This is a genomic window from Roseinatronobacter thiooxidans (genome assembly GCF_001870675.1).
In the GTDB taxonomy this organism is placed as follows: domain Bacteria; phylum Pseudomonadota; class Alphaproteobacteria; order Rhodobacterales; family Rhodobacteraceae; genus Roseinatronobacter; species Roseinatronobacter thiooxidans.
Genome location: NZ_MEHT01000045.1, coordinates 260,641 through 285,680, shown reverse-complemented (window position 1 = coordinate 285,680; position 25,040 = coordinate 260,641). Strand labels below are relative to the sequence as shown.

Sequence of the window (25,040 nt, the reverse complement as noted above, 5' to 3'; positions counted from 1 at the left end):
GTCCTCACTGCTCGTTATAGTGGCGTTGACAGAAGCAAATACCTGCCACTGCCCCGCCGCATCAGCAAAAGCTGAAATGCCTCAAAATCATCATACCCTGTTTGCTGCGATTTTTCGATGGCTAAACGCAGGTTGTCCCGAATTTCACTGGACCGGCCTGAATCGAATGCGAAGGCGATACGAAATTGCAGGCTGGCTTCGCCCCATTTGCCTTGCTCTGCCAATGTCACACCAAGGTTATTATGCGCAGGAACAAAGGTTTCATCCATTTCCAGCGCGCGGCGCAGGTCTTGTTCGGCTTGTTGCAATCGCCCAAGCCGCAGATTGGCGGACCCGATTGCAGAAAGCACATCGACCGTGGCCCCATCCGAGGCGGCCGCGCGATGATAGGCCCGCAGTGCAATTTCATACTCTCCGGCGGCCATGGCCCTGTGTCCGACAATCAGGCCATCCACGGCGTCGGGCACATCCAGACGCCCCGATACCGGGGCCATTTGATCGGGGCCAAGCCCCATGACGGCTGCGGCGGACCTGTCTTGCGACAGGTCCGAGCAGCCGGCCACAAGCCACACCCCGAGAAAGAGACCAACCAGACGCAAATTCAATTTCCAGGCATCGGAATGCCGCCATTCAAGTCACTCATGATCCCGACCACCGAAGGGCCAATGAGGATGATCAAAAGCGGCGGAACTGTGAACATCATTGTGCCCAAAGTCATCTTCGTGGGCAAGATATTTGCTTTTTCTTCGGCGCGCATGATCCGCTTGTCGCGCATTTCTGCGGCGAAGACGCGCAGCGCATCGGTAATCGATGTCCCGTAGGTTGCTGCCTGAATCATGACAGTCACAAAGGATGTTATATCGGTGACATCGCAGCGCTTGGCCATATCGCGCAAAACTTCACTGCGTTCGCGCCCGGCCTTGACCTGTTCGCCCACAGCGGTCAGTTCCTCGCTCAGGGCAGGGTAGGCGAAGTTGATTTCCTTCGAGACGCGCCGAATGGACTGGTCAAGCGACTGGCCCGCCTCGACACAGATCAGCATCATGTCAAGCGCATCGGGAAAGCCTGAAATGATCTCGGCCTTGCGCGCCTCGATGCGCTGTTCAAGCCAGCGTCTGGGGCCAAAATACCCGACAACCATAGGGGCCACCAGCGTGATGCCCTTCAAGATCGGGCTTTCAAAGCTGTCAGGTGCGATGACGAATACCAGCAAAACCGACCCGACCATTCCTGTAACTGCCAGAATGAATTGCAGGGCTGCGAAATCGCGCACGGCAGTCTTGCTCAGATAGCCTGCGCGGATCATCTTCTGCTGGGCGTCAGACAGCTCTTTTGCGTTTTCGGGTTCCAGAAAGCGCGCGTATTTTTCCAGCGATTTGAATTCGCGCCCGCCCTTGCGGCGCAATTGCGTTATGTCCGCAACCACGCCTGTTTTGTCCAGCTTTGCTTGCTCGAAGAATTTTTGCATGGGGTCGGTGCGGCCACTGGTGAGGATCGCGATCAGCGCCATGACAAGCAACAAGACAGCGCCCGTGGCTGTCAGAACAATCGGTCCCAGAGGGGAGTTGAACAACTCAAGCATTGTCGATGGGCCTTTCTTGGAAATTCATACCCTGCACCGGCCTCAGACCTTGATATCGGTCATTTTGCGCATGTACAGCACATTCACGATCAGAAACAGGCACACCACAACGGCCAAGGGCAGATAAAGCGGTGTCTCTTTCACATCGTCATAATAGTCGGGCTTGATGGCCTGAATCATGATCATGGCCGCGATGGGAAAGCCTGACAGGAACATGCCCGACCATTTTGCCTCGGCGGTGATGGCGCGCACACGGCGGAACAGTTTGAAGCGGGCGCGCACAACCTTGGACAACCCGTCCAGAATTTCCGCCAGATTACCCCCGGATTTCTGCTGGATCGACACGGCTACCGCAAGAAAGCGGATATCCTGCAAATCGACGCGTTCACCGAATTCTGCAATCGCTTCGCCTGCATCGCGCCCATATGACACCTCATCTGAAATCAGGCCCAACTCGCTTCCCAGCGGGTCTGATACTTCATCGGCTGCGATGGACAGCGCGGCCCCGAACGGATGGCCCACACGCAGGCTGCGCACCATCAGATCAATCGCTTCTGGCAGTTGTTCCTCAATGGCATTCACGCGTTTCTTGGCTTTGCCGGATACCCAGAAAAATACCCCGCCAAACCCGATGGCGATGGCCATACCGGCCCTGACGGATAATTCGGTCTCGGATACGAAGGTCAGCATAACAAAGCTGAATACGCTTAGTCCGATCATCAACCCGATCAGGGCTTTGGCTGAAAATGCGATATTGCCCTTGCGCGCGCGTTCTTCGATCAGGCCATAAATCGGGATGGAATATTTCTTGGTATGGGCCGAACGCTCTTTGCGCAGCTGCTCCATAACGTCTTTTTTCCCCCGACCTTTTTCGATCAGGTCAAGGCGCCGGTTGAGTTTTGAGCTGTGCTCGATGCTTTTGCCGAAAACCAGCAGGTAGATGCCTTGGATCAGCATCAGCACCGCGCCGAATACCGACATATAGATCAGGGGGCTAAGGGATAGATCCATGGGTTATCTCCGCACCTGAATTTCGTCATAAATGCTGCTGGGAAGGTCATATCCCCAACGCTTGAACCTGTCCGCAAAGGCAGACCGCAAGCCGGTGCCGGTGAAATGGCCCAGAATCTTGCCATTTGGTTCTAGGCCTGTGCGTTCAAAGCGGAAGATTTCCTGCATGGTGATGATCTCGCCCTCCATGCCTGTAATCTCTGTAATCGACATCATGCGGCGCGAGCCATCTTGCAGGCGCGAGACCTGCACAATCAGGTTTACCGCCGAACCGATCTGGCTGCGCACAGCGCGCAGTGGCATGTCGATCCCTGCCATTGCCACCATGTTTTCCAGTCGGCTGATCCCGTCGCGGGCAGTATTGGCGTGGATGGTGGTCATAGAGCCGTCATGGCCGGTATTCATGGCCTGAAGCATATCGATCACCTCTTCGCCGCGCGTTTCGCCCACGATAATCCGGTCAGGGCGCATCCGCAGGGCGTTGCGCAGGCAGTCGCGCTGGGTGACGGCCCCTTTGCCTTCCATATTGGCGGGCCGGCTTTCCATCCGGCCGACATGAACCTGTTGCAACTGCAATTCGGCGGTGTCTTCGATGGTCAAAACCCGCTCGTCATTGCCGATGAAACTGGACAAAGCGTTCAAGGTTGTTGTTTTGCCCGAACCTGTGCCCCCCGAGACGATGATATTCAGCCGCGTCGAGACGGCCGCTTCCAGATAAAGCGCCATCTCTTCCGAGAAGGCCCCGAATTTCACCAGATCAGAAATTGCAAGTTTGTCTTTCTTGAATTTCCGGATCGAGACAAGCGACCCGTCCACCGCCACAGGCGAAACCATCGCGTTGAAACGCGACCCGTCTGCCAGCCGCGCATCCACATAGGGGTTGGATTCGTCAACACGCCGCCCGACCGCAGAAACGATCTTGTCGATGATCCGCAGCAAATGGCGTTCATCCCGAAAGGTCACATCCGACAATTCCAGTTTGCCGGCGCGTTCAATGAAAATCTGCTTCGGCCCGTTAACCAGAATGTCGTTGATACTGTCATCTTGCAAAAGCGGCTCCAGTGGGCCAAGGCCCATCACCTCATAATACAATTCACGATTCAGCGTGGCGCGTTCTTCACTGTTCAGCACGACTTCCATTTCGCCCAGTGTCTCGGCAACGATGGTGCTGATTTCGGAACGCAGCTCTGCCTCGCTGGCATGTTCCAGCGCGGCCAGGTTCAGGTTTTCCAGCAATCGCTTGTGCATGTCCGATTTGATGCTGTTCAGACGCTGCTTGCGCTGTTCGGTGCGGTCTGGTGGCGCGGCCCGCGCGGGTGCGCGTGGCGCAGGTTGCGCTTGGCTTTGCGCTGCGCGCTCTGGCGCAGGGCTGGCGGCGGCGGTTGCGGGCTTGTGGCGCTCTGGCGCTGCTTCGACCGATTTGATTGGCTGTGCGCCGGTTGTTTTGCGATATCTTGCGAACATTTTACCCTACCTGACTATTCGGCTGCAATTGCGGTGGTTTCAGATGCATCGAACAGCGCGCGTGCGAATTTGTTAATCTCTTTATACAAGGGGTTCTTGACGGCATATTCGGCCAAGGGCAGGCCGTGATCATTGGCATCGCGGACCTGTGTGCCCCCATCGGGCAGGTTCACGGCAAAGCTGATGTCAAGGCTCTCGGCCATGCGTTTTGCGCGGGCCTTGCCCGAAAGGTCGGTGAATTTGGGCGCGCGGCTTAGGATGAAGCGGTATTTGTCCAGCGATATGCCATCTGCCTTCATTGCGCGGATCATGCGCAAGGCATTTTGCGCAGACCGCAAATCCAGTTCCAGAACAGCGAAATACAGATCAGCCATATTCAGGACTGTTTCAGTCCAGTGAACAACCGTTCGAGGCATGTCGATAATGACAAAATCGAACTGGTCGCGGGCCATGGTGATGACGCGCTCAATCTCGTCCGGGGTCAGCAGGTCCAGCGGCAACATGTCAGATGGCGCGGTCAAGACATGCAATTTGTCCTGAAATTTCTGCATGGCTGCAAAAAACGCGTCTTCATCCATATTGCTGGTCTGCGACAGCAATTCATACACCTTTTCTGTGCGCGCAAGGTCCAGATAGGTCGAAACGGCGCCAGACTGAAAATCGAAATCCAGAATGCACACGGTTTTCTTGGCCCCTTCGGCCATGCGGCACAGTTCCCATGCCAGATTCACCGCAAAATTCGTTCCGCCAACCCCGCCCGCCAGGGCGTGCACAGCAAAGATGGTGCCCTGTTTGCCACTGGGCGTTTGTGTGGGAGCCGGGACTAATGGCGCCGCGTCGGATTTCTGAAGTTTGTTGACCGCATCTTGCAGCGCGCTTTCCGGAAGCGGGTAGGGGACAAAGTCATTCGCCCCTGCGCGCAGAAGCTGATGCAGCAGAATCGGCGATAGCGCCTCTGCGATCAGAACCATACGGATATTGAGTGCGCTTGCCTTCTCGATCACCGAGCTGATGAGTGAGACGTTTCTCTGGTCTTTGTCATCAAGCGCGATGGCCAGGAATTCCAGATCCCGCGCTTCTTGCGTGTCGAGAAAGGCATGCGCCTCTGGGAATGTCAGGTTGCCCCAGTCTTCATGGAAGATGGCATCCATGTCTTCGATCAGAAGATCGAAATCATGGATATCTCGGGCGATCGTGCAGGCACAGACTTTCTGTAGCTGATCTTCATCGGTGCTGGACATGTCGCATTCCTCAACAAATACTTAAACGATGGATGGCCCCCCCTTTGAATTTTGGAAACGGGTTTTCCGCAGGGGTGCACCAGAGTGTTGCCCCAACATTGTTCATGAATCTGGCAAGATTTGGGCTAAATTACTTCATTTATTCGGTAGATTGCCATGATTGCAGTTTTGCCCCGCGTACCGATTTGTGCTGCATTGCTGCGTGATAGAAGCAAAAAACCCTGCGCATGGCTGGCGCAGGGCTTTCAAGAGTGGAACTTGGATTTTCCAGAGACCAGCCTTATTGCGAAACGTGCTGTTCTGTCGCGCTGGCCACATATTCACGGTGTATGATTCGGGCGTATTGCCCGTCCATGACTGTGGCACGCCGCACCAGACCTGAAATCTCGGTCACGGTCCGGCGGTTTGCTGGCTCGTAGCCTTCGCTTGCGATCAAGGGCTGCGACTCTCCGCGAGAGACGACCGCAATAATGCTGTTGCGTGGGATATTTCGTGATACCAGATAATGCATCACTGCATTTGCACGGCGCTGCCCAAGCCGAATGTTATAGGCCGCAGTGCCCACTGCATCGGTATGCCCGTAAATCTTGTAGCGCAATTCAGGGAATTGCCGCATCCACTGGGCCTGCATGCGCAAAATTGCTTTTGCGTCTTCGTCAAGAACGGCGCTGTCGAAAGCGAAGTTCACCATTGACGGCACCTCGGCATGGAAGCGGCGCGTCATCACCTCGGCCAGGCTGATCTGCCCTGATTGCAACATGGTGTTGTGCATCGTGGCGTTGCCAAAACCACCTTCATCAATGCTGATGCCCGCTTCGCGGTTAAACTGGTGCGACGGGTCGCTGCATGCGGCCAAGCCAAGGCTGGCAGCACCCATCAGGAAAAAACGTCTGTCAATTGCCATAACCGGCTCCTTTGTAAAGTGTCTGGGCTGATGGGGTCAGTCCAGAACATAGCCGTAAGAGCCGCCAAAATCCTGACGTGCGATTTCGCCCATTGCGCCCGATCCAGGTGCCGCCAGACGTCCGTTAAGGAAAAGGTCACGTTCGCTTGGGGGACGGATGCGGTCTGTCGGCAGCATAAGCGCCTCGCCCCGCGTCGGAGAGACAAGATGCGCGGTAATGACGATCACCAGTTCGGTCTGGTCGCGCTGATATTGGGCACTGCGGAACAAGGCCCCCAGAATGGGCAGTTCAGACAACCACGGCACACTGCGAGAGCTGGTGCGGAAATCGTCTTCCAGCAGTCCCGCAATTGCAAAGCTTTCCCCGTCGCGCAATTCAACAGTGGTCTGCGTCTCGCGCCGGCGGAACGAGACAGAGCCTTCGGGCAGGCCCACACCAACCACATTGCTGTCAATCGAACTTACTGCAGCGTCCAGTCGCAGGTTGATGACATTGTCATCCAGAACCCGCGGGGTGAAGGACAGTTCTACACCAAAGGGACGGTAATCAATGCTGATCGCGCCATTCTCGTTCTGCACGGGTACCGGATACTCGCCCCCCGCCAGAAACGACGCGGCCTGCCCCGATAGCGCGGTCAGGTTTGGTTCAGCCAGCGTGCGCGAAAGCCCTTGGGTTTCCAAAGCTTCCAGCAGCACTTGCGCAGTCAGGCGACCGCCGCCAACCCTGAACCCCAAAGTGCCGGTATTTTCGACATTGCTTAGGGCAAAACTGGCGTCACCCGTGCCGAAATTGCCGGTTGGCCCGTTTATCTGCAAGGTGGACCCAAGGCTTTTGCCGATACCGCGTTGCATTTCCGCGAATCTGACCTTCAGCATCACCTGCTGCGTGCCGCCGACACTCATGAGGTTCGAGATGCGATCTGGCGCGTAACGCTGCGCCAGCTCTACCGCGGCATCCAGACGTGCAGCGGTGGACACAATACCAGACAGAACAATGCCGTCATTGGCGGTGCGCACCTCGATTTTCTCGTTCGGCAAAATCTGACGCAGTCTTTCGCGGAATTCCGTAATGTCGGGTGTGACCTGCACTTCGATATTCGACACCAAGGCACCATCCGGCCCCAGAATCGTCAAGGTCGTGCGTCCCGGCGTTTTGCCCAGAACGTAGATCGAGCGGTCGGATAACGTGGAAATATCGGCAATGCCGGGATTGGCAATGGATAACTCTGCAAAGGGATTGTCGGTTTCGACCACCACTGCGCGGTTCATCGACACACGCAGGGTTGCCCCGGCAGCGCCATTGGCCACGCGGAATGTGTCGGCGTGAACCTGCGGCGCGACAGTGGCACCCAAGGTAGCCGCCAACAGCACCGCTGCTGCTATTTGAATGATTTTCATGGTGCCTGCCTTCTGAAACTTCTTTTCATCTTTTTTGTCCGCCATCTGTTAAGGGCAATAAGGACATTCAGATCTGTAAGGTATTTCCCTCACTATTGCCCAGACTATGCGCCAAACACGATTTATTTTCAATAATCTTGTGCTTAGGTGCCGATGTTGATGTGGTTTTCGCAACAAACTGCCATTGGCAGGCTATATTTGGGGCTTTGAAACTGCGAAACTACGCGATCTGGGCGTTTTGTATGAACAAGGGCGCACATGTTTGGCGTGCAAAGTCTGATTTATCACAGATGCCCCAACAGGTGCGGCGCGCCTGTTCAGTTTGTGCAAGGGATTTCGATCAGGACCATTTCATTGCCGCGGCGCGTGCGGATATGGCATTTCTCGGCAACTTCCACGCGGCTTTCCTCGCGCACGATCCCCAGCAGACGGTCTTGCGTCATCTCGATGGCGCCTGTTGCCGCATTATCCCCGATCCCGACCAGCGCCAGCGACAAACGGCCTGAATTTTGTGCTTGCGCCAAGGCGGCGGCCTGATTGGCCGTGGCTTCAACAGTAACCGTGCGCGCATCGGTGACAGAGGCGGTTCGATCCATATCCGCGCTTTGATTGACCGCGATGATACGGACCTGCGTCTCGATCAATTGGGTCATTTCGCCGGAATTTGCTGTGCGCCCTGTCCAGAAAATATCGACATGGTCGCCCGGGCGCAAAAAGCCTGCAACACCGCTGGTCTGGTTCACGGCTATGGTAAAGGCGCGCTTGCCGGGGCTAAGAAGCGAAGTGATGCCTGCCGCCTTGCCCGGCTCTGTCAGTTTGGAGACAAGCAACGGCTCTCTCGGGTCCATCGCGCGCAGGACGATGCGGTGTGTCGCATTATTGGGGAAAAGCTGATCAAGGTCTGTGTAGCTGCCTTGGGGAACCGCATATTCAGGGAAGGGCGCGACCAGAACATCCTCTCGCATAAGGTGCTCGCCATATCGCAGTGAACGGCTTGTCAGAAAGACATTGACCATTTCCACATTATTGGCTTTGCTGCGGGCATGGGCCAGTTCATTTTGCATTGCACTGATATACTGGTGGGTCTGCATCGCCGCGAAGCCGGCAAGGCCAAGACCGACAAGCAGGACAAGGGCAAAGACGCTACGCATGGCGGTATCCTTTTTCGTGCTGCGCGACAGACGCAGAAACAATTATGATGTTTCGCAGTCATAGCAGCACATCTTGGCAACAAGAGGCTGTCATTGTGGCGCGATTGTGGCGGATGCGCTTTATCTGCCAGTAAAAAAGCAATGGCCGCAAGCGTTGCTCGCGGCCTTGCAAGATCTTTGAAGCGTTGGCTTCAGTGTAGTGTCACTGTGGAGCTGGGTTGACGTTGCCAATGCCTGTCACTGTGCCGGTTGTGAGCGACGTGCTAATATTGTTTCCCAAAGTGGAGACCCCGGTGCGCACCGAAGTGACAACAGCAATGCCCAGGCCCACAATCGCAGCGGTCAGAACAACCCAGTCAACAGTTACGGCACCAGATTCATCTGCGGCGAAGTTTTTGATGTTTGCAAAAAAAGTCATTTTATATTTCTCCAGGTTTGAACGTTTCTACTCAGCCTCGGGTCACTCGGTTACCAGTGTTGTTCACCGCTTGGCTGAGACCCATATAGCCCCTGAACAATGTCCAGAATGGGGCATGTTTCGGACCAATTTAGGGTATGTTCTTGCGTGATTTCGGGCATTGTTTCGTTTCTTTGCAAAGCTGGATTAATTCCTGTTTCATTGTTTTCAATCTGGCGCCAATCTTCCGAAACGGCAGGTCTGCAACACCAGTTCTGTGTGAAAGCCTGCTGCCCAGAAACATATGGTCAGGGCGGTTTCGACCCTGCATACTGGCGCAAAAGTATAAAAGAGCTGTAAATCCGATGTCATTTTTCTGGCTCACGCGCCGATTTATCTTTTGTTATGCCATTTTCAGCATCTGTGCCGCTGTGCCCGAATCAGCGCAGGCCCAAGACGCGGCCCCTGCCGCCGCCCCGATTCGGGGCGATTTCTCGTTCCGGCGGGTGCAGGTTGCGCCCGTCCAGTCCGGCCCCCGAATCACAGTGCAGATCGATCCGGAAGAGCAAGCCCGCATGCTGGCCGTTGCCCCGAAGGTCGCGCCGGTCATTGTGCCGCGCGCCCCACAGGGGCAGGCGCCTGCATCGGGCTATGCGTGGTTCTGGGAATCTGTCTCGCCCAAGCTGGAAGATAAATCCGGCCGCTTCCTGTCTGCGGTGGCCGCGCTGAACTCTCCTGTCGCGGGGCGGTCGGTGCGTGCTCCGCGCATGCAATCCCTGCAAGACATTGCCAGCGCGCATGGCGCGCATATCTTGCGCGCCTCGGTTGGGACAAGCGTTTCGCCCGCTTTGGCATTGGCTGTGATTTCGGTCGAATCAGCAGGCCGCGCGGAAGCTGTCAGTTCGGCGGGTGCGCAGGGCCTGATGCAGTTGATCCCCGCCACGGCAGAACGCTTTGGCGTAACAAATGCCTTTGACACTGCACAGAATATTCGTGGCGGCATTCAGTATCTTGACTGGCTGCTGAAGCATTTTGACAATGACGTTGTGCTGGCCCTTGCCGGGTATAATGCGGGCGAGGGGGCCGTGCGGCGCAATAACGGCGTGCCGCCCTTCGCTGAAACCCGCGATTATGTGCCTAAGGTGCTGGCCGCGTGGCTGGTCGCGCGCGGGTTATGCGCAACTGTGCCCGAACTGCCGACAGATGGCTGCGTGTTCAAGATCGGGCAGGCGGGCTGAACGCCCGCCCTGACCTGTTCAGTTCACGAGTGTTGCCTCAGTCGCGGCGCGAATTTCGTCTTCGGTGACACCTTCGGCGCATTCCACGATCTTCAGGCCGCCCTCGACCACATCCAGCACGCCCAGATTGGTGATGATGCGCTTGACCACGCCTTGGGCTGTCAGGGGCAGGGTGCAGGCTTGCAGCACCTTGGAGTCGCCCGCCTTGTTGGTGTGGTCCATCACCACGATCACGCGCGCCACGCCTGCGACAAGGTCCATCGCGCCGCCCATGCCCTTGACCAGCTTGCCCGGGATCATCCAGTTGGCAATGTCGCCATTTCCCGCCACTTCCATCGCGCCAAGGATCGCCATGTTGATCTTGCCGCCGCGAATCATTGCGAATGATTCCGCGCTGTCGAAATAGGCGGTATGCGGCAGGGCCGTGACCGTCTGTTTGCCTGCGTTGATCAGGTCTGCGTCGACTTCGTTTTCAGTCGGGAAAGGGCCAATGCCCAGCATCCCGTTTTCCGATTGCAGCGTGACCTGCACGCCTTCGGGAATGTAATTGGCCACCAGCGTCGGAATCCCGATGCCAAGGTTCACATACATCCCGTCTTGCAATTCCTGCGCCGCACGCGCGGCCATCTGGTTGCGGTCCCATGCCATATGTCTTTCCCCCTCAAGCCGTGCGCACTGTGCGCTGTTCGATGCGTTTCTCGTGCTGCCCCTGGATCAGCCGGTTCACATAGATGCCGGGCAGGTGGATATTGTCCGGGTCCAGCGTGCCGGGTTCCACGATCTCTTCCACCTCCAGCACGCAGATTTTCCCGCATTTCGCCGCAGGCGGGTTGAAGTTGCGCGCGGTCTTGCGAAAAATCGCGTTGCCGGTGGTGTCGGCCTTCCAAGCCTTGACGATGGACAGATCCGCAAAGATGCCGCGTTCCAGAATATAGGTCTCGCCGCCGAATTCCTTGTATTCCTTGCCTTCGGCAATGACAGTGCCGACGCCGGTTTTGGTGTAAAACCCGGCAATGCCCGCGCCGCCTGCGCGCATACGTTCGGCCAGCGTGCCTTGGGGGTTGAATTCCAGCTCCAACTCGCCCGACAGGTATTGGCGCATGAATTCGGCATTCTCGCCCACATAAGACGACATCATCTTCTTGATCTGGCGGGTCTTCAGCAGCACGCCCAAGCCAAAATCATCCACCCCGCAATTGTTGGACGCGATGGTAATGTCCTTCGTGCCTGCCGCGCGGATGGCATCGATCAACAGTTCGGGAATGCCGCACAGGCCAAACCCGCCTGCGGCAATCGTCATCCCGTCGAACAAAAGCCCGTCAAGGGCCTCTGTCGCAGAGCCGTAGACCTTTTTCATCGCCAAAACTCCCTCATGTCACTTGGTTGCAAAATAAGTGACGCGGCGTTGCAGCGAAGTCAACCTCTGGCCGGTCTTGCGGTTATTTTGCTGGCTTTGCGGCCGGCTTCTTCTTTGCGGCGGGCTTTTTCGCGGCAGGTTTCTTGGCTGCGGGTTTCTTCGCTGCCGGTTTTTTCTTGCCTTTGGTGGCCGCCTTGGCATTCACCAACTCAATCGCCTGTTCCAGCGTTATATCTTCTGGTGCCATGTCCTTGGGCAGGGTCGCATTCACCTTGTCCCATTTCACATAAGGCCCGTAGCGCCCCTTCATAACCGCCAAATCGCCGCCATCGGGGTGCGCGCCCAGCTCTTTCAACGGTTCCGCCGCCGCAGCGCCCCCCCGTATGGGCTTGGAAGCCAGCACTTCGACCGCGCGATTCATGCCGATTGTGAACACCTCATCCACCTCGGGCAGGTTGGCGTATTTCTTGCCGTGTTTCACGAAGGGGCCGTAGCGGCCTATGCCTGCCTCGATCAACTCGCCATCTTCGGGGTGGGGGCCGATGGGGCGGGGCAGGGATAACAGCATAAGCGCGCGGTCCAGATCGATGCTGTCAACCTCCCACCCTTTGGGCAGCGAAGCGCGCGGGGGTTTCGGGTCTTCCTTGGTGGCCTCGCCGCGCTGCACATAAGGGCCGAAGCGGCCTGTGCGCAGGCTGATGGGGTCGCCATTGTCATGGCCCAGCAACTTGCCATCGCCCGACAATTCGGCATTGCCTTCGTCTTCGCCGGCAAGCGGGCGGGTATAGCGGCAATCGGGGTAGTTGTTGCAGCCGATAAACGCCCCGCCAGAGCGCGCGGTTTTCAGGTTCAGCCGCCCTGCGCCGCATTTGGGGCAAGCGCGCGGGTCGGTGCCATCTTCGCGCGGCGGGTACAGATGCGGGGCCAGCACCTCGTCAATTTTTTCCAGCACTTCGGTGATGCGCAATTCGGATGTTTCCGCAATCGCAGCCGAAAAATCGCGCCAGAAGCGGGCCAGCACATCCTTATAGTCCCGATCCCCTGACGAGACGTCATCAAGCTGGCCTTCCAGCTCTGCTGTGAAATCATATTCCAGATACCGGCCAAAGTAATTGACCAGAAAGATGGTGACCAAGCGCCCCTTGTCCTGCGCGATCAGGCGGTTCTTGTCTTTGGTGACATAGCCGCGATCCTGAATCGTGGTGACGATGCTGGCATAGGTGGATGGGCGGCCAATGCCGAGTTCTTCCATGCGCTTGACCAGCGTGGCCTCGGTATAGCGGGGGGGTGGCTGGGTGAAATGCTGCTCTGGCGTGACGTTGTGTTTGACCATCGCATCGCCCGCGGCCATTTGCGGCAAGCGCTTGTCGTCATCATCGATGACATCATCGCGCCCTTCTTCATAGACCTTCAGAAAGCCGTCAAACAACACAACCTGACCTGTGGCGCGCAAGCCAACTTGCCCGTCTTTCGACCCGATCTCGACGGTTGTGCGCTCCAGACGCGCCGCTTCCATCTGGCCTGCAATGGTGCGCTTCCAGATCAGGTCATACAGCTTGCGCTGGTCGGTGTCGGAAATCTTCAGCTTGTCAGGGCTGACCGCCATATCTGTGGGCCGGATACATTCATGCGCTTCCTGCGCGTTCTTGGCCTTGTTTTTATACATGCGCGGCGATTTTGGCACATATTCCGCGCCGTAGCGGTCCTTGATCACATCGCGCGCGGCCATCACGGCCTCGGGGGCCATGTCGATGCCGTCTGTCCGCATATAGGTGATATGGCCCGCTTCATACAGGCGCTGCGCGGTGGACATGCAATGCTTGGCACCCATGCCGAATTTGCGGCTTGCCTCTTGCTGCAAGGTCGATGTCATGAACGGGGCAGAGGGGTTGCGGCTGGCCGGTTTCGCCTCGACCGAAGTAACCGCCAGATCGCGCGAGCGCACGGCCTGCACGGCCAGTTCCGCCGCCTCTGACGTGGCGATGTCGAATTTATCCAGCTTCTTGCCCGCAAGGCTGACCAGCTTGGCGGTGAAATCCTGCCCACGCGGGGTTCCCAGCGCGGCAGACACAGTCCAGTATTCCTGCGCGCGAAACGCCTCGATTTCCATCTCGCGCTCGACAATCAGGCGCAGGCAGACCGATTGCACCCGCCCCGCCGATTTCGAGCCGGGCAATTTGCGCCACAGCACAGGGCTAAGGTTGAAGCCCACCAGATAATCCAGCGCGCGGCGCGCCAGATAGGCATGCACCAGCGGCATATCCACATCGCGCGGGTTTTTCATGGCTTCGGTGACAGCGGATTTTGTGATCGCGTTGAACACCACGCGCCGCACGGGCGTGTCCTTTTTCAGCGCGCGCGATTTTGCCAGCGCTTCGGTCAGGTGCCACGATATCGCCTCGCCCTCGCGGTCGGGGTCGGTCGCAAGGATCAGTTCATTGTCAAGTTTAAGCGCGTCGGAAATCGCCTTGAGGTGCTTGCGCGAGTCGCTGGCCACTTCCCAAGACATCTCGAAATCATGTTCTGTATCGACCGAGCCATCCTTGGGCGGCAGGTCGCGCACATGCCCGTAAGAGGCCAGAACAGTGTAGCCAGGGCCAAGGTATTTGTTGATGGTTTTCGCCTTGGCGGGCGACTCGACGACGACAACGGCCATGAAATTCCTCTGGTAAATGCGGGCCATCCCAGCCCGTTCAACTGGCCTTACATGTGTGAGGGTGGGGGCCAATGTCAATGCGCGGCAGTGCTGTGGTGTCAGATTGCTGCGTCGCGCATAGCGGGTCTGGCGCGGGTAGGCGGGGGGTATTTCGGGTGGCGCGGGGCTAGTTTCGGCTGACCAGCCCGCCGGGATGACGGCGCACCACCCCTTGCATTTCCATCATCACAAGCGCGGGGGAAATTGTGGCGGCAGATAGCGAGAGGTCGCGGATAAGCTGGTCTTCGGCAACAGGGCTGGGGCCTAGCAGGTCCAGAATGCGCTGGTGCAACTCTTGCGACGCGGGGGCGGGTTGCGGGGCAGGGGGCGTGGTGTCGGGTTCAGGGGCTGGTGGTTGGCCCTGCTTGGCCTGCAACCGGCGCAACACTTCCAACACATCTTCGACATGGCGCACAAGGGTTGCCCCTTCGCGGATCAGGCGGTTGCAGCCGCCTGCGCGCCCGTCAACGGGGTGGCCCGGAACGGCCATAATCTCGCGACCCTGATCCAGCGCATCGCGCACGGTAATCAGGGTGCCCGATTTCTCGGCGGCTTCAACCACCACCACGGCCAGCGCCAGCCCAGAGATGATTCGGTTGCGCGGCGGGAAATGGCGGGCTTGGGGGTGCAGGCTCATGGGTTGTTCGGACAGGCGCAGGCCCTGATCGGCGATGGCTGCGGCAAGCACGGTGTTTTCTGTGGGGTAGATCACGTCTACCCCGCCGCCCATGACAGCGATTGTGCCTGTCTTCAGGCTGGCATGATGGGCGGCGGCATCGACCCCGCGCGCAAGGCCCGAAACAATCGTATACCCTTCATGCCCCAGCCCTTCGGCGAGCGCGCGCGCCATGCGCGTGCCAAGGCTGGAGGCATTGCGCGCGCCCACAAGGGCCACCATCGGGCGCAGGATGGGCGCGCGTTTGCCGATGCACCACAATAGCGGCGGCGCGTCAGAAATGCTGGCCAGTGTATGCGGATAGGCGTCTGTTCCAAGACATAGCATGCGCGCGCCCTTGGCGCGTGCAAGCTCGATCTCGGCTTGCGCCACTTCGCGCGCGCACGGGCTGTAGCCATCGACGCCAGCGGCCTTGGCCAGCGAAGGCAGCACGTCAAGCGCGGTGGTGGCACAGCCATGTTCCGACATCAGCCGGTGAAAGGTTGCAGGCCCCACGCGGGGCGAGCGAATGAGGCGAAGCCAGGATAGCCTGTCTTCCTCCGTCGTGGGTGGGGTGAAGGGTGGGTGAGAAGAAAACAAATCTTTCGCCATTCCAACAACCTCGCCTCATTCTTTCCCCACATTGCCCTATGATAGTTAAGACGAAGTAAATTTTCCGACCGCTCGCAAAGTTTTTGCAGTGCCCGCTCAGGCCGCGCTGCCGCCCACTGTCAGCCCGCCAATCATCAAGGTGGGCTGGCCCACGCCCACTGGCACCCATTGCCCCGCCTTGCCGCAGGTGCCCATGCCCGGATCAAGCGCCATGTCATTGCCAAGCGCGCGAATTTTTGTCAGCGCGGTCGCGCCGTCCCCTATCAGCGTGGCCCCTTTGACCGGCGCCAGGACCTTGCCATCCTTCACGCGGTAGGCTTCGGTGCAGGAGAATACGAACTTGCCATTGGTGATATCGACCTGCCCGCCACCAAAGCCCACAGCGTAAATTCCGTCTTTCAGATCGGCCACAATATCTTCGGGCGCAGACTCGCCGCCCAGCATATAGGTGTTGGTCATGCGCGGCATCGGGGCATGCGCGTAGGATTCGCGCCGCCCGTTGCCTGTGGGCGCAACCCCCATCAGGCGCGCATTCTGACGGTCCTGCATATAGCCCACCAATACACCATCTTCTATCAGCACATTGCGCGCCGAGGGCGTGCCTTCGTCATCGATGCTGATTGACCCGCGCCGGTCGGGGATTGTGCCATCATCCAGCACGTTCACGCCTTTTGACGCGACCTGCTTGCCCAGAAGCCCCGCAAAGGCAGAACTGCCCTTGCGGTTGAAATCCCCTTCCAGCCCGTGGCCCACAGCCTCGTGCAGCAATATGCCGGGCCAACCGGGGCCAAGCACCACATCCATCACGCCCGCGGGTGCCGGTTCTGCTTCCAGATTGACCAAGGCGATTCGCAGCGCCTCGCGGGCCATGCCCTGCCATGTGTCGCGCTGCATCACACCATCCAGCCCTGTGCGCCCGCCCCCACCGGCAGAGCCTGATTCGCGCCGCCCGTTGTCTTCGGCAATGACCGAGATGTTCAGCCGGCTCATCGGGCGGGTGTCGCGCAGGTGCAGGCCATCGGGGCGCAATATCTCGATATGCTGCATCGCGGCGGCCATCGAGACGGACACTTGCACAACGCGCCGGTCAAGGCTGCGCAGGAACTCATCAACCTCGCGCATCAACTCCAGCTTGACGGCGAAGGCCGCGCCCGCAATCGGATCGGCATCTGTATAAAGGCGCTGGTTTGTGCGCTGCGGCGCATCGGCCAGACTGCCGCCGCCATCGGTAACGGCCAGCCGCGCGGTTTCGGCGGCACGGCGCAAGGCATTGATATTCATATGTGTAGAATGCGCATAGCCCGTCACCTCGCCGCGCACGGCACGCAGGCCAAACCCTTCTGACGCGTTGTAGCTGGCGGATTTGATGCGCTGGTCATCCAGCAAGATCGATTCGGACACGCGTTTTTCGGCAAAAATCTCGCCATCATCCGCACCTGCCGTGGCGGCGCGCAGCACTTCAAGCGCATCTTCCTTGTCGAATGCTGTCTCAAAAGGGCGGAAATCACTGTCGCTCATGGCTGTGGCCTTCTCTGGGTTTGCTGCGCTGCGGCACCTGTCGTTTTGCCTGTCGTTGATCCATATCAACAAATGGCGATGTGTCGCATCGGTTTTGCTTGTTCTGTCACGTCTAATATGGTTTTACGAATACAAAGCTCAACGGGATTCCATTGCATGCCGTGGCAAAGGTGGAATTGCGCTGCAATTTGCGGCCTTGTGCCGCAGTAATAAGAACGGGAACCGAAGATGCGACTTTCAAAAGCCCTTTCGTCAATGGCCGCTGCCGCTATGGCTGGTCTGACTGCGTTTCAGGCTGCTGCGGATGACCTGCTGCCGCAACTGCCTGTGCTTGGAGCACCCGTGCCGGATGGCATCGCGTTGCAGACGCCATATACAGCCCTTGCGCGCGAAGTGTTGTTTCTGGACAACCTGCTGATGTGGATCATCGTGCCGGTCACGATTTTTGTGACGGGTCTGCTGATCTGGGTCATCGTGTTCCACAACCGCCGCGCCAACCCAGAGCCTGCGCGCTTCACGCACAACACCACGATCGAAGTGGCGTGGACGGTCGTGCCTGCGCTGATCTTGCTGTTTATCGCGCTGTTCACCTTTCCCGCGCTGCGCCACCAGCAGATCATGCCTGAAGCCGATGTCACCATCAAAGTGACGGGTCTTCAGTGGTATTGGGATTATGAATATGTCGATCATGGTGTTCAGTTCTCGCAATTCATGCTGGAGCGTGAGGAACTGGCGGATTACGGCTACACAGATGATCTGTATTTGCTGGCCACTGACACTGCGATGGTGGTGCCTGTCGGCAAAAACGTTGTGCTGCAAGTTACAGCGGGTGACGTGATCCATTCTTGGGCGATGCCTGCCTTCGGGGTGAAACAGGATGGTGTTCCCGGACGTCTGGCCGAATTGTGGTTCAATGCCGAAGAAGAAGGCATCTATTTTGGCCAGTGTTCGGAACTGTGCGGGATTAACCACGCGTATATGCCCATCACGGTCAAGGTTGTGAGCGAGGAAGACTATATCGCGTGGCTGGAACGTCAGGGTGCCGAATTCGCAGGCGCACCATCGTGGATGGAGCGTATCCAGCTCGCCGCGTCGAACTAAGCGGCAATACACACAGCTTGCCTGCCAAGCTAACCCTGACTGGATCGCCAGATGTCCGATATCAGAACCAATATAGATTTCGTCCAGACCGGCGACGCAGAGTTCCGCGACTATGTCGCGCTGCTCAAACCGCGCGTCATGTCACTGGTCGTTTTCACGGCGCTGGTCGGGCTTTTGGTGGCCCCCGGCAGCCTGCACCCGATCGAAGGATTGGCCGCCATAATCTTCATCGCGCTTGGGGCAGGGGCCTCGGGTGCGCTGAATATGTGGTGGGATGCCGATATTGACGCGGTGATGAAGCGCACTGCCAAGCGCCCCATCCCCGCAGGCAAGGTCACCCCGCAAGAAGCCATGTCGCTGGGTGTGGCGCTGTCGGGCTTGTCGGTCATCATGCTGTGGCTGGCGACAAATGCGCTGGCCGCGTTCCTGCTGGCCTTCACGATCTTCTTCTATGCGGTGATCTATTCCATGTGGCTCAAGAGGGCCACGCCGCAGAATATCGTCATCGGGGGCGCTGCGGGTGCCTTCCCGCCCATGATCGGCTGGGTCGCGGTCACAGGCAGCATCAGCCTTGAAGCCTGCCTGATGTTCATGCTGATCTTCATGTGGACACCGCCGCATTTCTGGGCCTTGGCGCTGTTTATGAAGGGCGATTATCACAAGGCCAAAGTGCCAATGCTGACCGTCACACACGGGCGCAAGGCGACACGCACGCATATACTTGTCTATACGGCGGCCTTGTTGCCCTTTGCGCTGGCGGCGGGTTTCACCTCTATGGGCGGGCCGGTTTATCTGGCGCTGGCCTTGGTTCTGAACCTGATCTTCCTGCACGGCGCATGGGCGATCTGGTGGCGGGACGAAGCAGTGGCCGAAGCTGACAATTACCGCGTTGAAAAACGCGTGTTCCGCTTCTCGCTGTACTATCTGTTCGTGCATTTCGTCGCCATTCTGGCAGAGGGGGCGTTGGCCCATCTGCCAGTATACGCCGAATTTGCCACAAAATTCAAAATTCTGGAGGTGTTCTGATGGCGATTACCCGCGAACACGACCTGCACAAACGCCGCTCCGGGCGCAATATCGGGCTGGCGGTTGTGCTGCTGGCCTTCATTGCGCTGGTTTTTGGGCTGACCATTGCCAAAGTTTCTGGCGGCAATGCGCTACAGGCGTTTGACCATTCCTATCGCCCTGTTCTTGATCCTGACAATGTGAGGTTTCAGCAAAGATGATCGCAACCTGGACCAAACTGACCGGCATTCAGAAAACAACAGTGCAGACTGTCAGTGTCGTGCTGTTCATGGGGGCAATGGGCTGGGCGGCAGTGCCGCTATATGATCTGTTTTGCCGCGTGACGGGCTATGGCGGGACAACAAACACCGCCAGCGCATCTTCTGGCGTGGTGCTGGACCAGACCATGCGCGTGCGGTTTGACGCCTCGGTTGCACGGGATTTCCCATGGACCTTCAAACCCGTGGACCGCGTGACAGAAATTCAGATCGGCGAAGTCGGGCTTGCGTTTTATGAGGCGTATAACCCGACCGATGAACCGATTGCGGGAACCGCAAGCTACAATGTCTCTCCCTATGAGGCGGGTCGCTATTTCACCAAGATCGACTGCTTCTGCTTCGAGTTGCAGGTTCTGCAACCCGGCGAATCGGTGCTGATGCCAGTGACCTATTTCGTGGACCCAGATATTCTGCGCGACCGCGATGCAGGCGGAACGCATACAATCACGCTGTCCTACACGTTTCACCCCACAGATATTCCAGCCGATTATGTCGCGCCGGAACCCGCAATGACAAACTGAACTCGGGCCAAGATCCGAGCAAACCGAGGGAACACCTTTCATGGCGCACGCAAAGAACCACGACTACCACGTCCTACCCCCGTCGATCTGGCCTTTTGTGGCATCTGTATCGGCCTTTGTAATGCTGTTTGGTGCCGTGCTGTGGATGCATGGCAGCGGCCCGTGGCTGTTCCTGATCGGGCTTGCAGGTGTGCTATATGTGATGTTCGAATGGTGGAAGGATGTGATCGTTGAATCGCATGCGGGCGACCATACCCCTGTTGTGGTGATCGGGCTGCGCTACGGGTTCATTCTGTTCATCATGTCCGAAGTCATGTTCTTCGCGGCATGGTTCTGGAGTTTCTTCAAACACGCCATGTACCCCATGTATACCTATGTGGGCACCGAATATGTGCAGCCAGCGATCTATGCAGTGAATGCGTTTGAACTGCCCATCATCAATACACTGGTGCTGCTGCTGTCTGGCTGTGCGGTGACATGGGCGCACCATGAAATGGTGCATAATGGCAGCCGCAAGAATGTGGAATACGGGCTGTTGCTGGGCGTGCTGCTGGGCGTAGCCTTCACCTTTTTGCAAGGGTATGAGTATATCTATCTGGTGACAGAACGCGGCTACAGCTTTGCAGGCGATGTATTCTACGCAAACTTCTTTATGGCCACAGGCTTTCACGGGGTGCATGTCATCATCGGCACGATCTTTCTGGCGGTGTGCTATTTCCGTGTGCGCGCGGGCCATTTCACGGCCGAACGGCATGTCGGGTTTGAAGCTGCTGCATGGTATTGGCACTTTGTCGATGTGGTTTGGTTGTTCCTGTTCTTTGCGGTCTATATCTGGGGCATGTAACCCACACCGCCGCTTGAGATTGCAAGGCGCGCACCGCAGGGTGCGCGCCTTTCTATATGAGCCATGAGAGGAACAAGATGCTGCGCCAGATGATTGCCCCAGTGTTGTTCGGATTGCTTGGCACCGGCATTCTGGTGTCGCTGGGCCTGTGGCAACTGGACCGCGCAGGCCAAAAAGCCGCCCTGATTGCCGAGTTGGAGGCGCGCATCTTTGATGCGCCCGTGGCCTTGCCCGCACAGCCCGACCCCGACCAACACCGCTACCTGCCGGTAGAGGTAGAGGGCCGTTTCCTGCCAGAGCATGTCTTCGTGCTGTCTGCGCAAAAGGCATCCGGCCCGGGGTTCCATCTTGTGCAAGCCTTCGAGACGCAGGAGGGGCGGCGCATTCTGGTGGAGCGTGGCTTTCTGCCCGAGGCAGCACGCGCGGGCCTGACCATCGAAACCGACGAGGCTATGCGCCTTGCAGGCAATCTGCATTGGCCGCGCGACATTAACCAACACACGCCCGATTATGATGCAGGGCGCAATTTGTTGTTCGGGCGCGATGTGGCCGAAATGGCGGGCCTGCTGAACACGGAAGAATTGCATCTTGTCTTGCGCGCGGCCCAACCCGCACACCCCGAGATCACCCCTGTCCCTGTTTATGACGTTACCATCCCCGATCCGCATCTGGGCTATGCGGTGCAGTGGTTTTTGATGGCAATTGCATGGGTGGGGATGACAGTTTTCTTTCTGTGGCGTATCAGGGCGCAACGCGACTGAGGATCAGGCGAAACATGCACTATATATCGACGCGGGGCGCGGCCCCTGTTCTGGAATTTGAAGCCACAATGCTGACAGGTCTTGCCCGTGATGGGGGGCTGTACTTGCCAGAGCATGTGCCCCCCATGACGCAGGCCGAAATCGCGGCGCTTGCGGGGTTAAGCTATGAAGAGCAAGCCTATCTGGTTATGCGCCCCTTCGTTGGCGACACATTCAGCGATGACGAGTTTCGCAGTCTGATTGCCAAAGCCTATGCCGGGTTCGAGCAGCCCGCACGCGCGCCCCTCAAGCAGCTTGGGTCCAATCACTTCTTGTTGGAGTTGTTTCACGGCCCCACGCTGGCGTTCAAAGATTTCGCCATGCAGTTGATCGGCCAGTTGTTTCAGGCCGCACTTACACGCTCGGGGCAGCGGGTGACGATTGTGGGCGCTACATCGGGCGACACAGGCTCTGCCGCGATAGAGGCGTTTCGCGGGTTGGCGAATGTGGATGTGTTCATCCTGTTCCCGCATGGGCGCGTGTCCGAAGTGCAGCGCCGCCAGATGACCACGCCAGAAGATGCCAATGTCCACGCGCTGGCGATTGATGGCGATTTCGACACCTGTCAGGCGCTGGTCAAGGATATGTTCAACGATTTTGCCTTCCGCGACGGGGTGCGGCTGGCAGGGGTCAATTCCATCAACTGGGCGCGGGTTCTGGCGCAGGTGGTTTATTACTTCTCGGCGGCGGTGTCTTTGGGCGCGCCGCATCGCCCTGTCAGCTTCACAGTGCCGACGGGGAATTTCGGCGATATTTTCGCAGGCTATATTGCCCGCGCCATGGGGCTGCCGATCGAAAAGCTGATTGTCGCCACCAACCACAACGACATCCTGCACCGCGCGCTGAGTTCGGGCGGGTATGTGACTGATGGGGTCAAACCTTCGATCAGCCCGTCGATGGATATTCAGGTCAGCTCCAATTTCGAGCGCGCTTTGTTCGATGCCTATGGCCGCGACGGCGCAGCCGTGGCGCAACTGATGGATGAATTGAAAGCCAAAGGCGGCTTTCATATCAGCCAGGGCGCGTTGGAATTCTTGCGCGAGGCTTTCGCCTCTGGCCGCGCATCGGAAGAAGAAACCACCGCCACCATCACCCGCATCGCACAGGAAACCGGCGAGGTGCTTTGCCCGCATTCTGCCGTGGGCGTGCATGTGGCCGAACAGAACCTGTCGGCAACCCCCATGGTCACGCTGGCCACGGCCCACCCCGCGAAATTCCCCGATGCGGTCGAGGCTGCGACCGGCCAGCGCCCCGCGCTGCCCGCGCGCATGGCGGACCTGTTCCAACGGCCAGAGCGTGTGACGCGCCTGCCCAATGATCTGGGCGCGGTCCAAGCGCTTATCCGCGATCGGATCAGCGCATGAGTGTTCAGATCACAACATTGCCCAACGGCTTTCGCATTGTGACCGAATTCATGCCGGGGCTGGAATCTGCGGCCGTCGGCCTGTGGATCGAGGCTGGCGCGCGCCATGAAGCGGCCCATCAGAACGGGGTTGCGCATTTTCTGGAACACATGGCGTTCAAGGGCACAGCGCGGCGCAGCGCGCTACAGATCGCCGAAGAGATCGAGGATGTGGGCGGCTATATCAATGCCTACACCTCGCGCGAGATGACGGCCTATTATGCCCGCGTGCTTAAAGCCGATGTGGCGCTGGCGGTCGATGTGCTGGCCGATATCGTGCTGAATCCCGCTTTTGAAGCCCGCGAGATCGAGGTGGAGCGCGGCGTGATCTTGCAAGAAATCGGGCAGGCGCTGGACACGCCCGATGACATCATTTTTGACTGGTTGCAGGAAACGGCCTATCCCAGCCAGCCCATTGGCCGCTCGATCCTTGGGCCAAGCGCGCAGGTGTCTGGCTTCTCCGAAGGGGATTTGCGCCGCTTCGTGGCCGATCATTACGGGCCGGGGCAGATGATCCTGTCTGCCGCAGGTGCGGTCGATCACGATGCGCTTGTCCGTCTGGCAGAGCCGCTTTTCGGGCATATGGCCGAAAAGCCCCTGTTTCAGGCCGAACCTGCGCGCTTCCATAATGGCGAGCGGCGCGAAACGCGCGGGCTGGAGCAGGCGCATTTTGCGCTGGCGATTGAAGCGCCGGATTACCGCTCGGATGCGTTCTATACCTCGCAGGTCTTCACGGGTGCCTTGGGGGGCGGCATGTCCTCGCGGCTGTTCCAACGCCTGCGCGAAGATCGGGGGCTGTGCTATACGGTATTCGCGCAATCGGGGGCGTATTTCGACACAGGCATGGTCACGATCTATGCCGGCACCGGCGCGTCAGAGATTGGCGAGCTGGCAGAGCTGACCATAGACGAGATCAAACGCGCCGCACAGGATATGACCGAGGCGGAAGTGGCCCGCGCCCGCGCGCAGATGAAGGCAGGTTTGCTGATGGGGCTGGAAAGCCCGTCTGCGCGCGCTGAACGGCTGGCAAAGCTGCTGTCGATCTGGGGGCGCGTGCCCGATATTTCCGAAGCGATTGCCCGCATTGATGCCGTGACCATGCAGGGCACCCGCGAGCATGCGCAGGATTTGCTCGGCAATAGCCGCATGGCCTTGGCGCTTTATGGTCCGATCGAACGCGCCCCGCGCCTGTTGCAGATTAGCGAAAGGCTGGCCGCCTGATGCTGGGCCTGCGGGGCAAGCTGCGGATCGAGACAGAGCGGCTGGCCTTGCGTCTGCCTGTGCATAGCGATTTCCGGCAATGGTCGGAATTGCGCCGCCAATCCTCGGGTTTTCTGACCCCGTGGGAGCCGACATGGTCGGATGACCACCTGACGCGGCGGGCTTTCACCAACCGCGTGAGTTGGGCCACGCGCTGCTATAAGACCGACACGGCGCTGCCGCTGTTTCTGCTGCGCCGCGATGATGAGAGTTTGTTGGGCGCGATCACGCTCGACAATATCCGGCGCGGGCCCGCGCAGGCGGGCACGCTGGGCTATTGGGTAGGCGCGCCATATCTGCGGCAAGGCTATATGCGCGAGGCGATCGGGGCTGTCGTGCATCATGCCTTCAGCGTGATGGACCTGTCGCGGATCGAGGCGGCCTGCCTGCCCGAGAATGTGGCCTCGCGCGGTGTGTTGGAGCGCGCGGGGTTCAAATATGAGGGCGTCGCACAAAGCTATTTGCAGATTAACGGGCGTTGGCGCAATCATGTCCTTTATGCCAATCTGCGCAATGACCGGCGCGGGCGCACAGATGCGGGGCTGTGACAGGCGCAGTCAGGGCGCCCGCCCACCCACCCCCGGCGCTGTGGCTTGGCAGCCACAG

General features: G+C 58.5%; 24 protein-coding genes. 10 read left to right on the top strand and 14 right to left on the bottom strand.

Annotation, left to right across the window (positions count from 1 at the left end; translation table 11 throughout):
- Positions 1–14 precede the first annotated feature (14 nt).
- From BG455_RS15405 to BG455_RS15365, 9 genes are all read right to left on the bottom strand, one after another.
- On the bottom strand, positions 15–515 hold the full coding sequence (locus BG455_RS15405) for a tetratricopeptide repeat protein (protein WP_084386495.1): 501 nt from the start codon (positions 513–515) through the stop codon (positions 15–17).
- 86 nt (positions 516–601) lie between these two features.
- On the bottom strand, positions 602–1,582 hold the full coding sequence (locus BG455_RS15400) for a type II secretion system F family protein (RefSeq protein ID WP_071470876.1): 981 nt from the start codon (positions 1,580–1,582) through the stop codon (positions 602–604).
- A gap of 42 nt (positions 1,583–1,624) precedes the next feature.
- Entirely contained in the window at positions 1,625–2,593 is a 969-nt protein-coding gene (locus BG455_RS15395) for a type II secretion system F family protein (protein ID WP_071470875.1), read from the bottom strand.
- Between the two features lie 3 nt (positions 2,594–2,596).
- A complete protein-coding gene (locus tag BG455_RS15390; protein ID WP_071470874.1) occupies positions 2,597–4,057 on the bottom strand; it encodes a TadA family conjugal transfer-associated ATPase in 1,461 nt (486 codons plus the stop codon).
- A gap of 14 nt (positions 4,058–4,071) precedes the next feature.
- Complete coding sequence (locus BG455_RS15385) at positions 4,072–5,298, bottom strand: CpaE/TadZ family protein (RefSeq protein WP_071470873.1); 1,227 nt, start codon at positions 5,296–5,298, stop codon at positions 4,072–4,074.
- 280 nt (positions 5,299–5,578) lie between these two features.
- On the bottom strand, positions 5,579–6,202 hold the full coding sequence (locus tag BG455_RS15380) for an OmpA family protein (protein ID WP_071470872.1): 624 nt from the start codon (positions 6,200–6,202) through the stop codon (positions 5,579–5,581).
- Positions 6,203–6,238: 36 nt separating this feature from the next.
- Positions 6,239–7,600 carry a type II and III secretion system protein family protein gene (locus tag BG455_RS15375; protein ID WP_071470951.1) on the bottom strand — a complete coding sequence of 454 codons (1,362 nt, stop codon included), beginning with the start codon at positions 7,598–7,600 and terminating at the stop codon, positions 6,239–6,241.
- Between the two features lie 317 nt (positions 7,601–7,917).
- The gene (gene cpaB / locus BG455_RS15370) at positions 7,918–8,751 is read right to left on the bottom strand and encodes a Flp pilus assembly protein CpaB (RefSeq protein WP_071470950.1); all 834 of its coding nucleotides are present in this window, start codon (positions 8,749–8,751) and stop codon (positions 7,918–7,920) included.
- Positions 8,752–8,953: 202 nt separating this feature from the next.
- Positions 8,954–9,169, bottom strand: a complete 216-nt coding sequence (locus BG455_RS15365) for a Flp family type IVb pilin (protein ID WP_071470871.1) — start codon at positions 9,167–9,169, stop codon at positions 8,954–8,956.
- Between the two features lie 410 nt (positions 9,170–9,579).
- Between BG455_RS15365 and BG455_RS15360 the strand changes: the two genes are divergently transcribed.
- A complete protein-coding gene (locus tag BG455_RS15360) occupies positions 9,580–10,386 on the top strand; it encodes a lytic transglycosylase domain-containing protein (protein WP_071470949.1) in 807 nt (268 codons plus the stop codon).
- An 18-nt stretch (positions 10,387–10,404) separates the two neighbouring features.
- Here BG455_RS15360 and BG455_RS15355 read toward each other — a convergent pair whose 3' ends face one another.
- The 5 genes from BG455_RS15355 to tldD form a co-directional block, all read right to left on the bottom strand.
- Positions 10,405–11,034, bottom strand: a complete 630-nt coding sequence (locus BG455_RS15355; protein WP_071470870.1) for a CoA transferase subunit B — start codon at positions 11,032–11,034, stop codon at positions 10,405–10,407.
- A 13-nt stretch (positions 11,035–11,047) separates the two neighbouring features.
- Positions 11,048–11,743 (bottom strand): CoA transferase subunit A, encoded by a 696-nt coding sequence (locus BG455_RS15350; protein ID WP_071470869.1) that lies wholly within the window; start codon positions 11,741–11,743, stop codon positions 11,048–11,050.
- An 82-nt stretch (positions 11,744–11,825) separates the two neighbouring features.
- Positions 11,826–14,399 (bottom strand): type I DNA topoisomerase, encoded by a 2,574-nt coding sequence (gene topA / locus BG455_RS15345; RefSeq protein ID WP_071470868.1) that lies wholly within the window; start codon positions 14,397–14,399, stop codon positions 11,826–11,828.
- A gap of 166 nt (positions 14,400–14,565) precedes the next feature.
- The gene (gene dprA / locus BG455_RS15340) at positions 14,566–15,705 is read right to left on the bottom strand and encodes a DNA-processing protein DprA (protein WP_071470867.1); all 1,140 of its coding nucleotides are present in this window, start codon (positions 15,703–15,705) and stop codon (positions 14,566–14,568) included.
- Between the two features lie 96 nt (positions 15,706–15,801).
- Positions 15,802–17,223 carry a metalloprotease TldD gene (gene tldD, locus BG455_RS15335; RefSeq protein ID WP_071470866.1) on the bottom strand — a complete coding sequence of 474 codons (1,422 nt, stop codon included), beginning with the start codon at positions 17,221–17,223 and terminating at the stop codon, positions 15,802–15,804.
- A 255-nt stretch (positions 17,224–17,478) separates the two neighbouring features.
- On the opposite strand from tldD, the gene coxB reads away from it, so the two are divergent.
- Genes coxB through BG455_RS15285 form a run of 9 tightly spaced genes read left to right on the top strand, consistent with a single transcriptional unit; the run spans position 17,479 to position 24,982 of the window.
- Positions 17,479–18,324 carry a cytochrome c oxidase subunit II gene (gene coxB, locus BG455_RS15325; RefSeq protein ID WP_071470864.1) on the top strand — a complete coding sequence of 282 codons (846 nt, stop codon included), beginning with the start codon at positions 17,479–17,481 and terminating at the stop codon, positions 18,322–18,324.
- A 51-nt stretch (positions 18,325–18,375) separates the two neighbouring features.
- Entirely contained in the window at positions 18,376–19,350 is a 975-nt protein-coding gene (gene cyoE, locus BG455_RS15320) for a heme o synthase (protein WP_071470863.1), read from the top strand.
- Positions 19,350–19,550 carry a hypothetical protein gene (locus BG455_RS15315; protein WP_071470862.1) on the top strand — a complete coding sequence of 67 codons (201 nt, stop codon included), beginning with the start codon at positions 19,350–19,352 and terminating at the stop codon, positions 19,548–19,550. Before cyoE ends, BG455_RS15315 begins: the two co-directional genes overlap by 1 nt.
- Entirely contained in the window at positions 19,547–20,128 is a 582-nt protein-coding gene (locus BG455_RS15310; protein ID WP_071470861.1) for a cytochrome c oxidase assembly protein, read from the top strand. The genes BG455_RS15315 and BG455_RS15310 overlap by 4 nt, the downstream gene beginning before the upstream one ends.
- A gap of 40 nt (positions 20,129–20,168) precedes the next feature.
- Positions 20,169–20,972, top strand: a complete 804-nt coding sequence (locus BG455_RS15305; RefSeq protein ID WP_071470860.1) for a cytochrome c oxidase subunit 3 — start codon at positions 20,169–20,171, stop codon at positions 20,970–20,972.
- Between the two features lie 56 nt (positions 20,973–21,028).
- Positions 21,029–21,733, top strand: a complete 705-nt coding sequence (locus tag BG455_RS15300; protein WP_084386489.1) for an SURF1 family protein — start codon at positions 21,029–21,031, stop codon at positions 21,731–21,733.
- A gap of 14 nt (positions 21,734–21,747) precedes the next feature.
- Positions 21,748–23,136 (top strand): threonine synthase, encoded by a 1,389-nt coding sequence (gene thrC, locus BG455_RS15295; RefSeq protein WP_071470858.1) that lies wholly within the window; start codon positions 21,748–21,750, stop codon positions 23,134–23,136.
- Positions 23,133–24,395: a M16 family metallopeptidase gene (locus BG455_RS15290; RefSeq protein ID WP_071470857.1), complete on the top strand. Its 1,263-nt coding sequence runs from the start codon at positions 23,133–23,135 to the stop codon at positions 24,393–24,395. The genes thrC and BG455_RS15290 overlap by 4 nt, the downstream gene beginning before the upstream one ends.
- On the top strand, positions 24,395–24,982 hold the full coding sequence (locus BG455_RS15285) for a GNAT family N-acetyltransferase (protein ID WP_071470856.1): 588 nt from the start codon (positions 24,395–24,397) through the stop codon (positions 24,980–24,982). Before BG455_RS15290 ends, BG455_RS15285 begins: the two co-directional genes overlap by 1 nt.
- Positions 24,983–25,040: the final 58 nt, after the last annotated feature.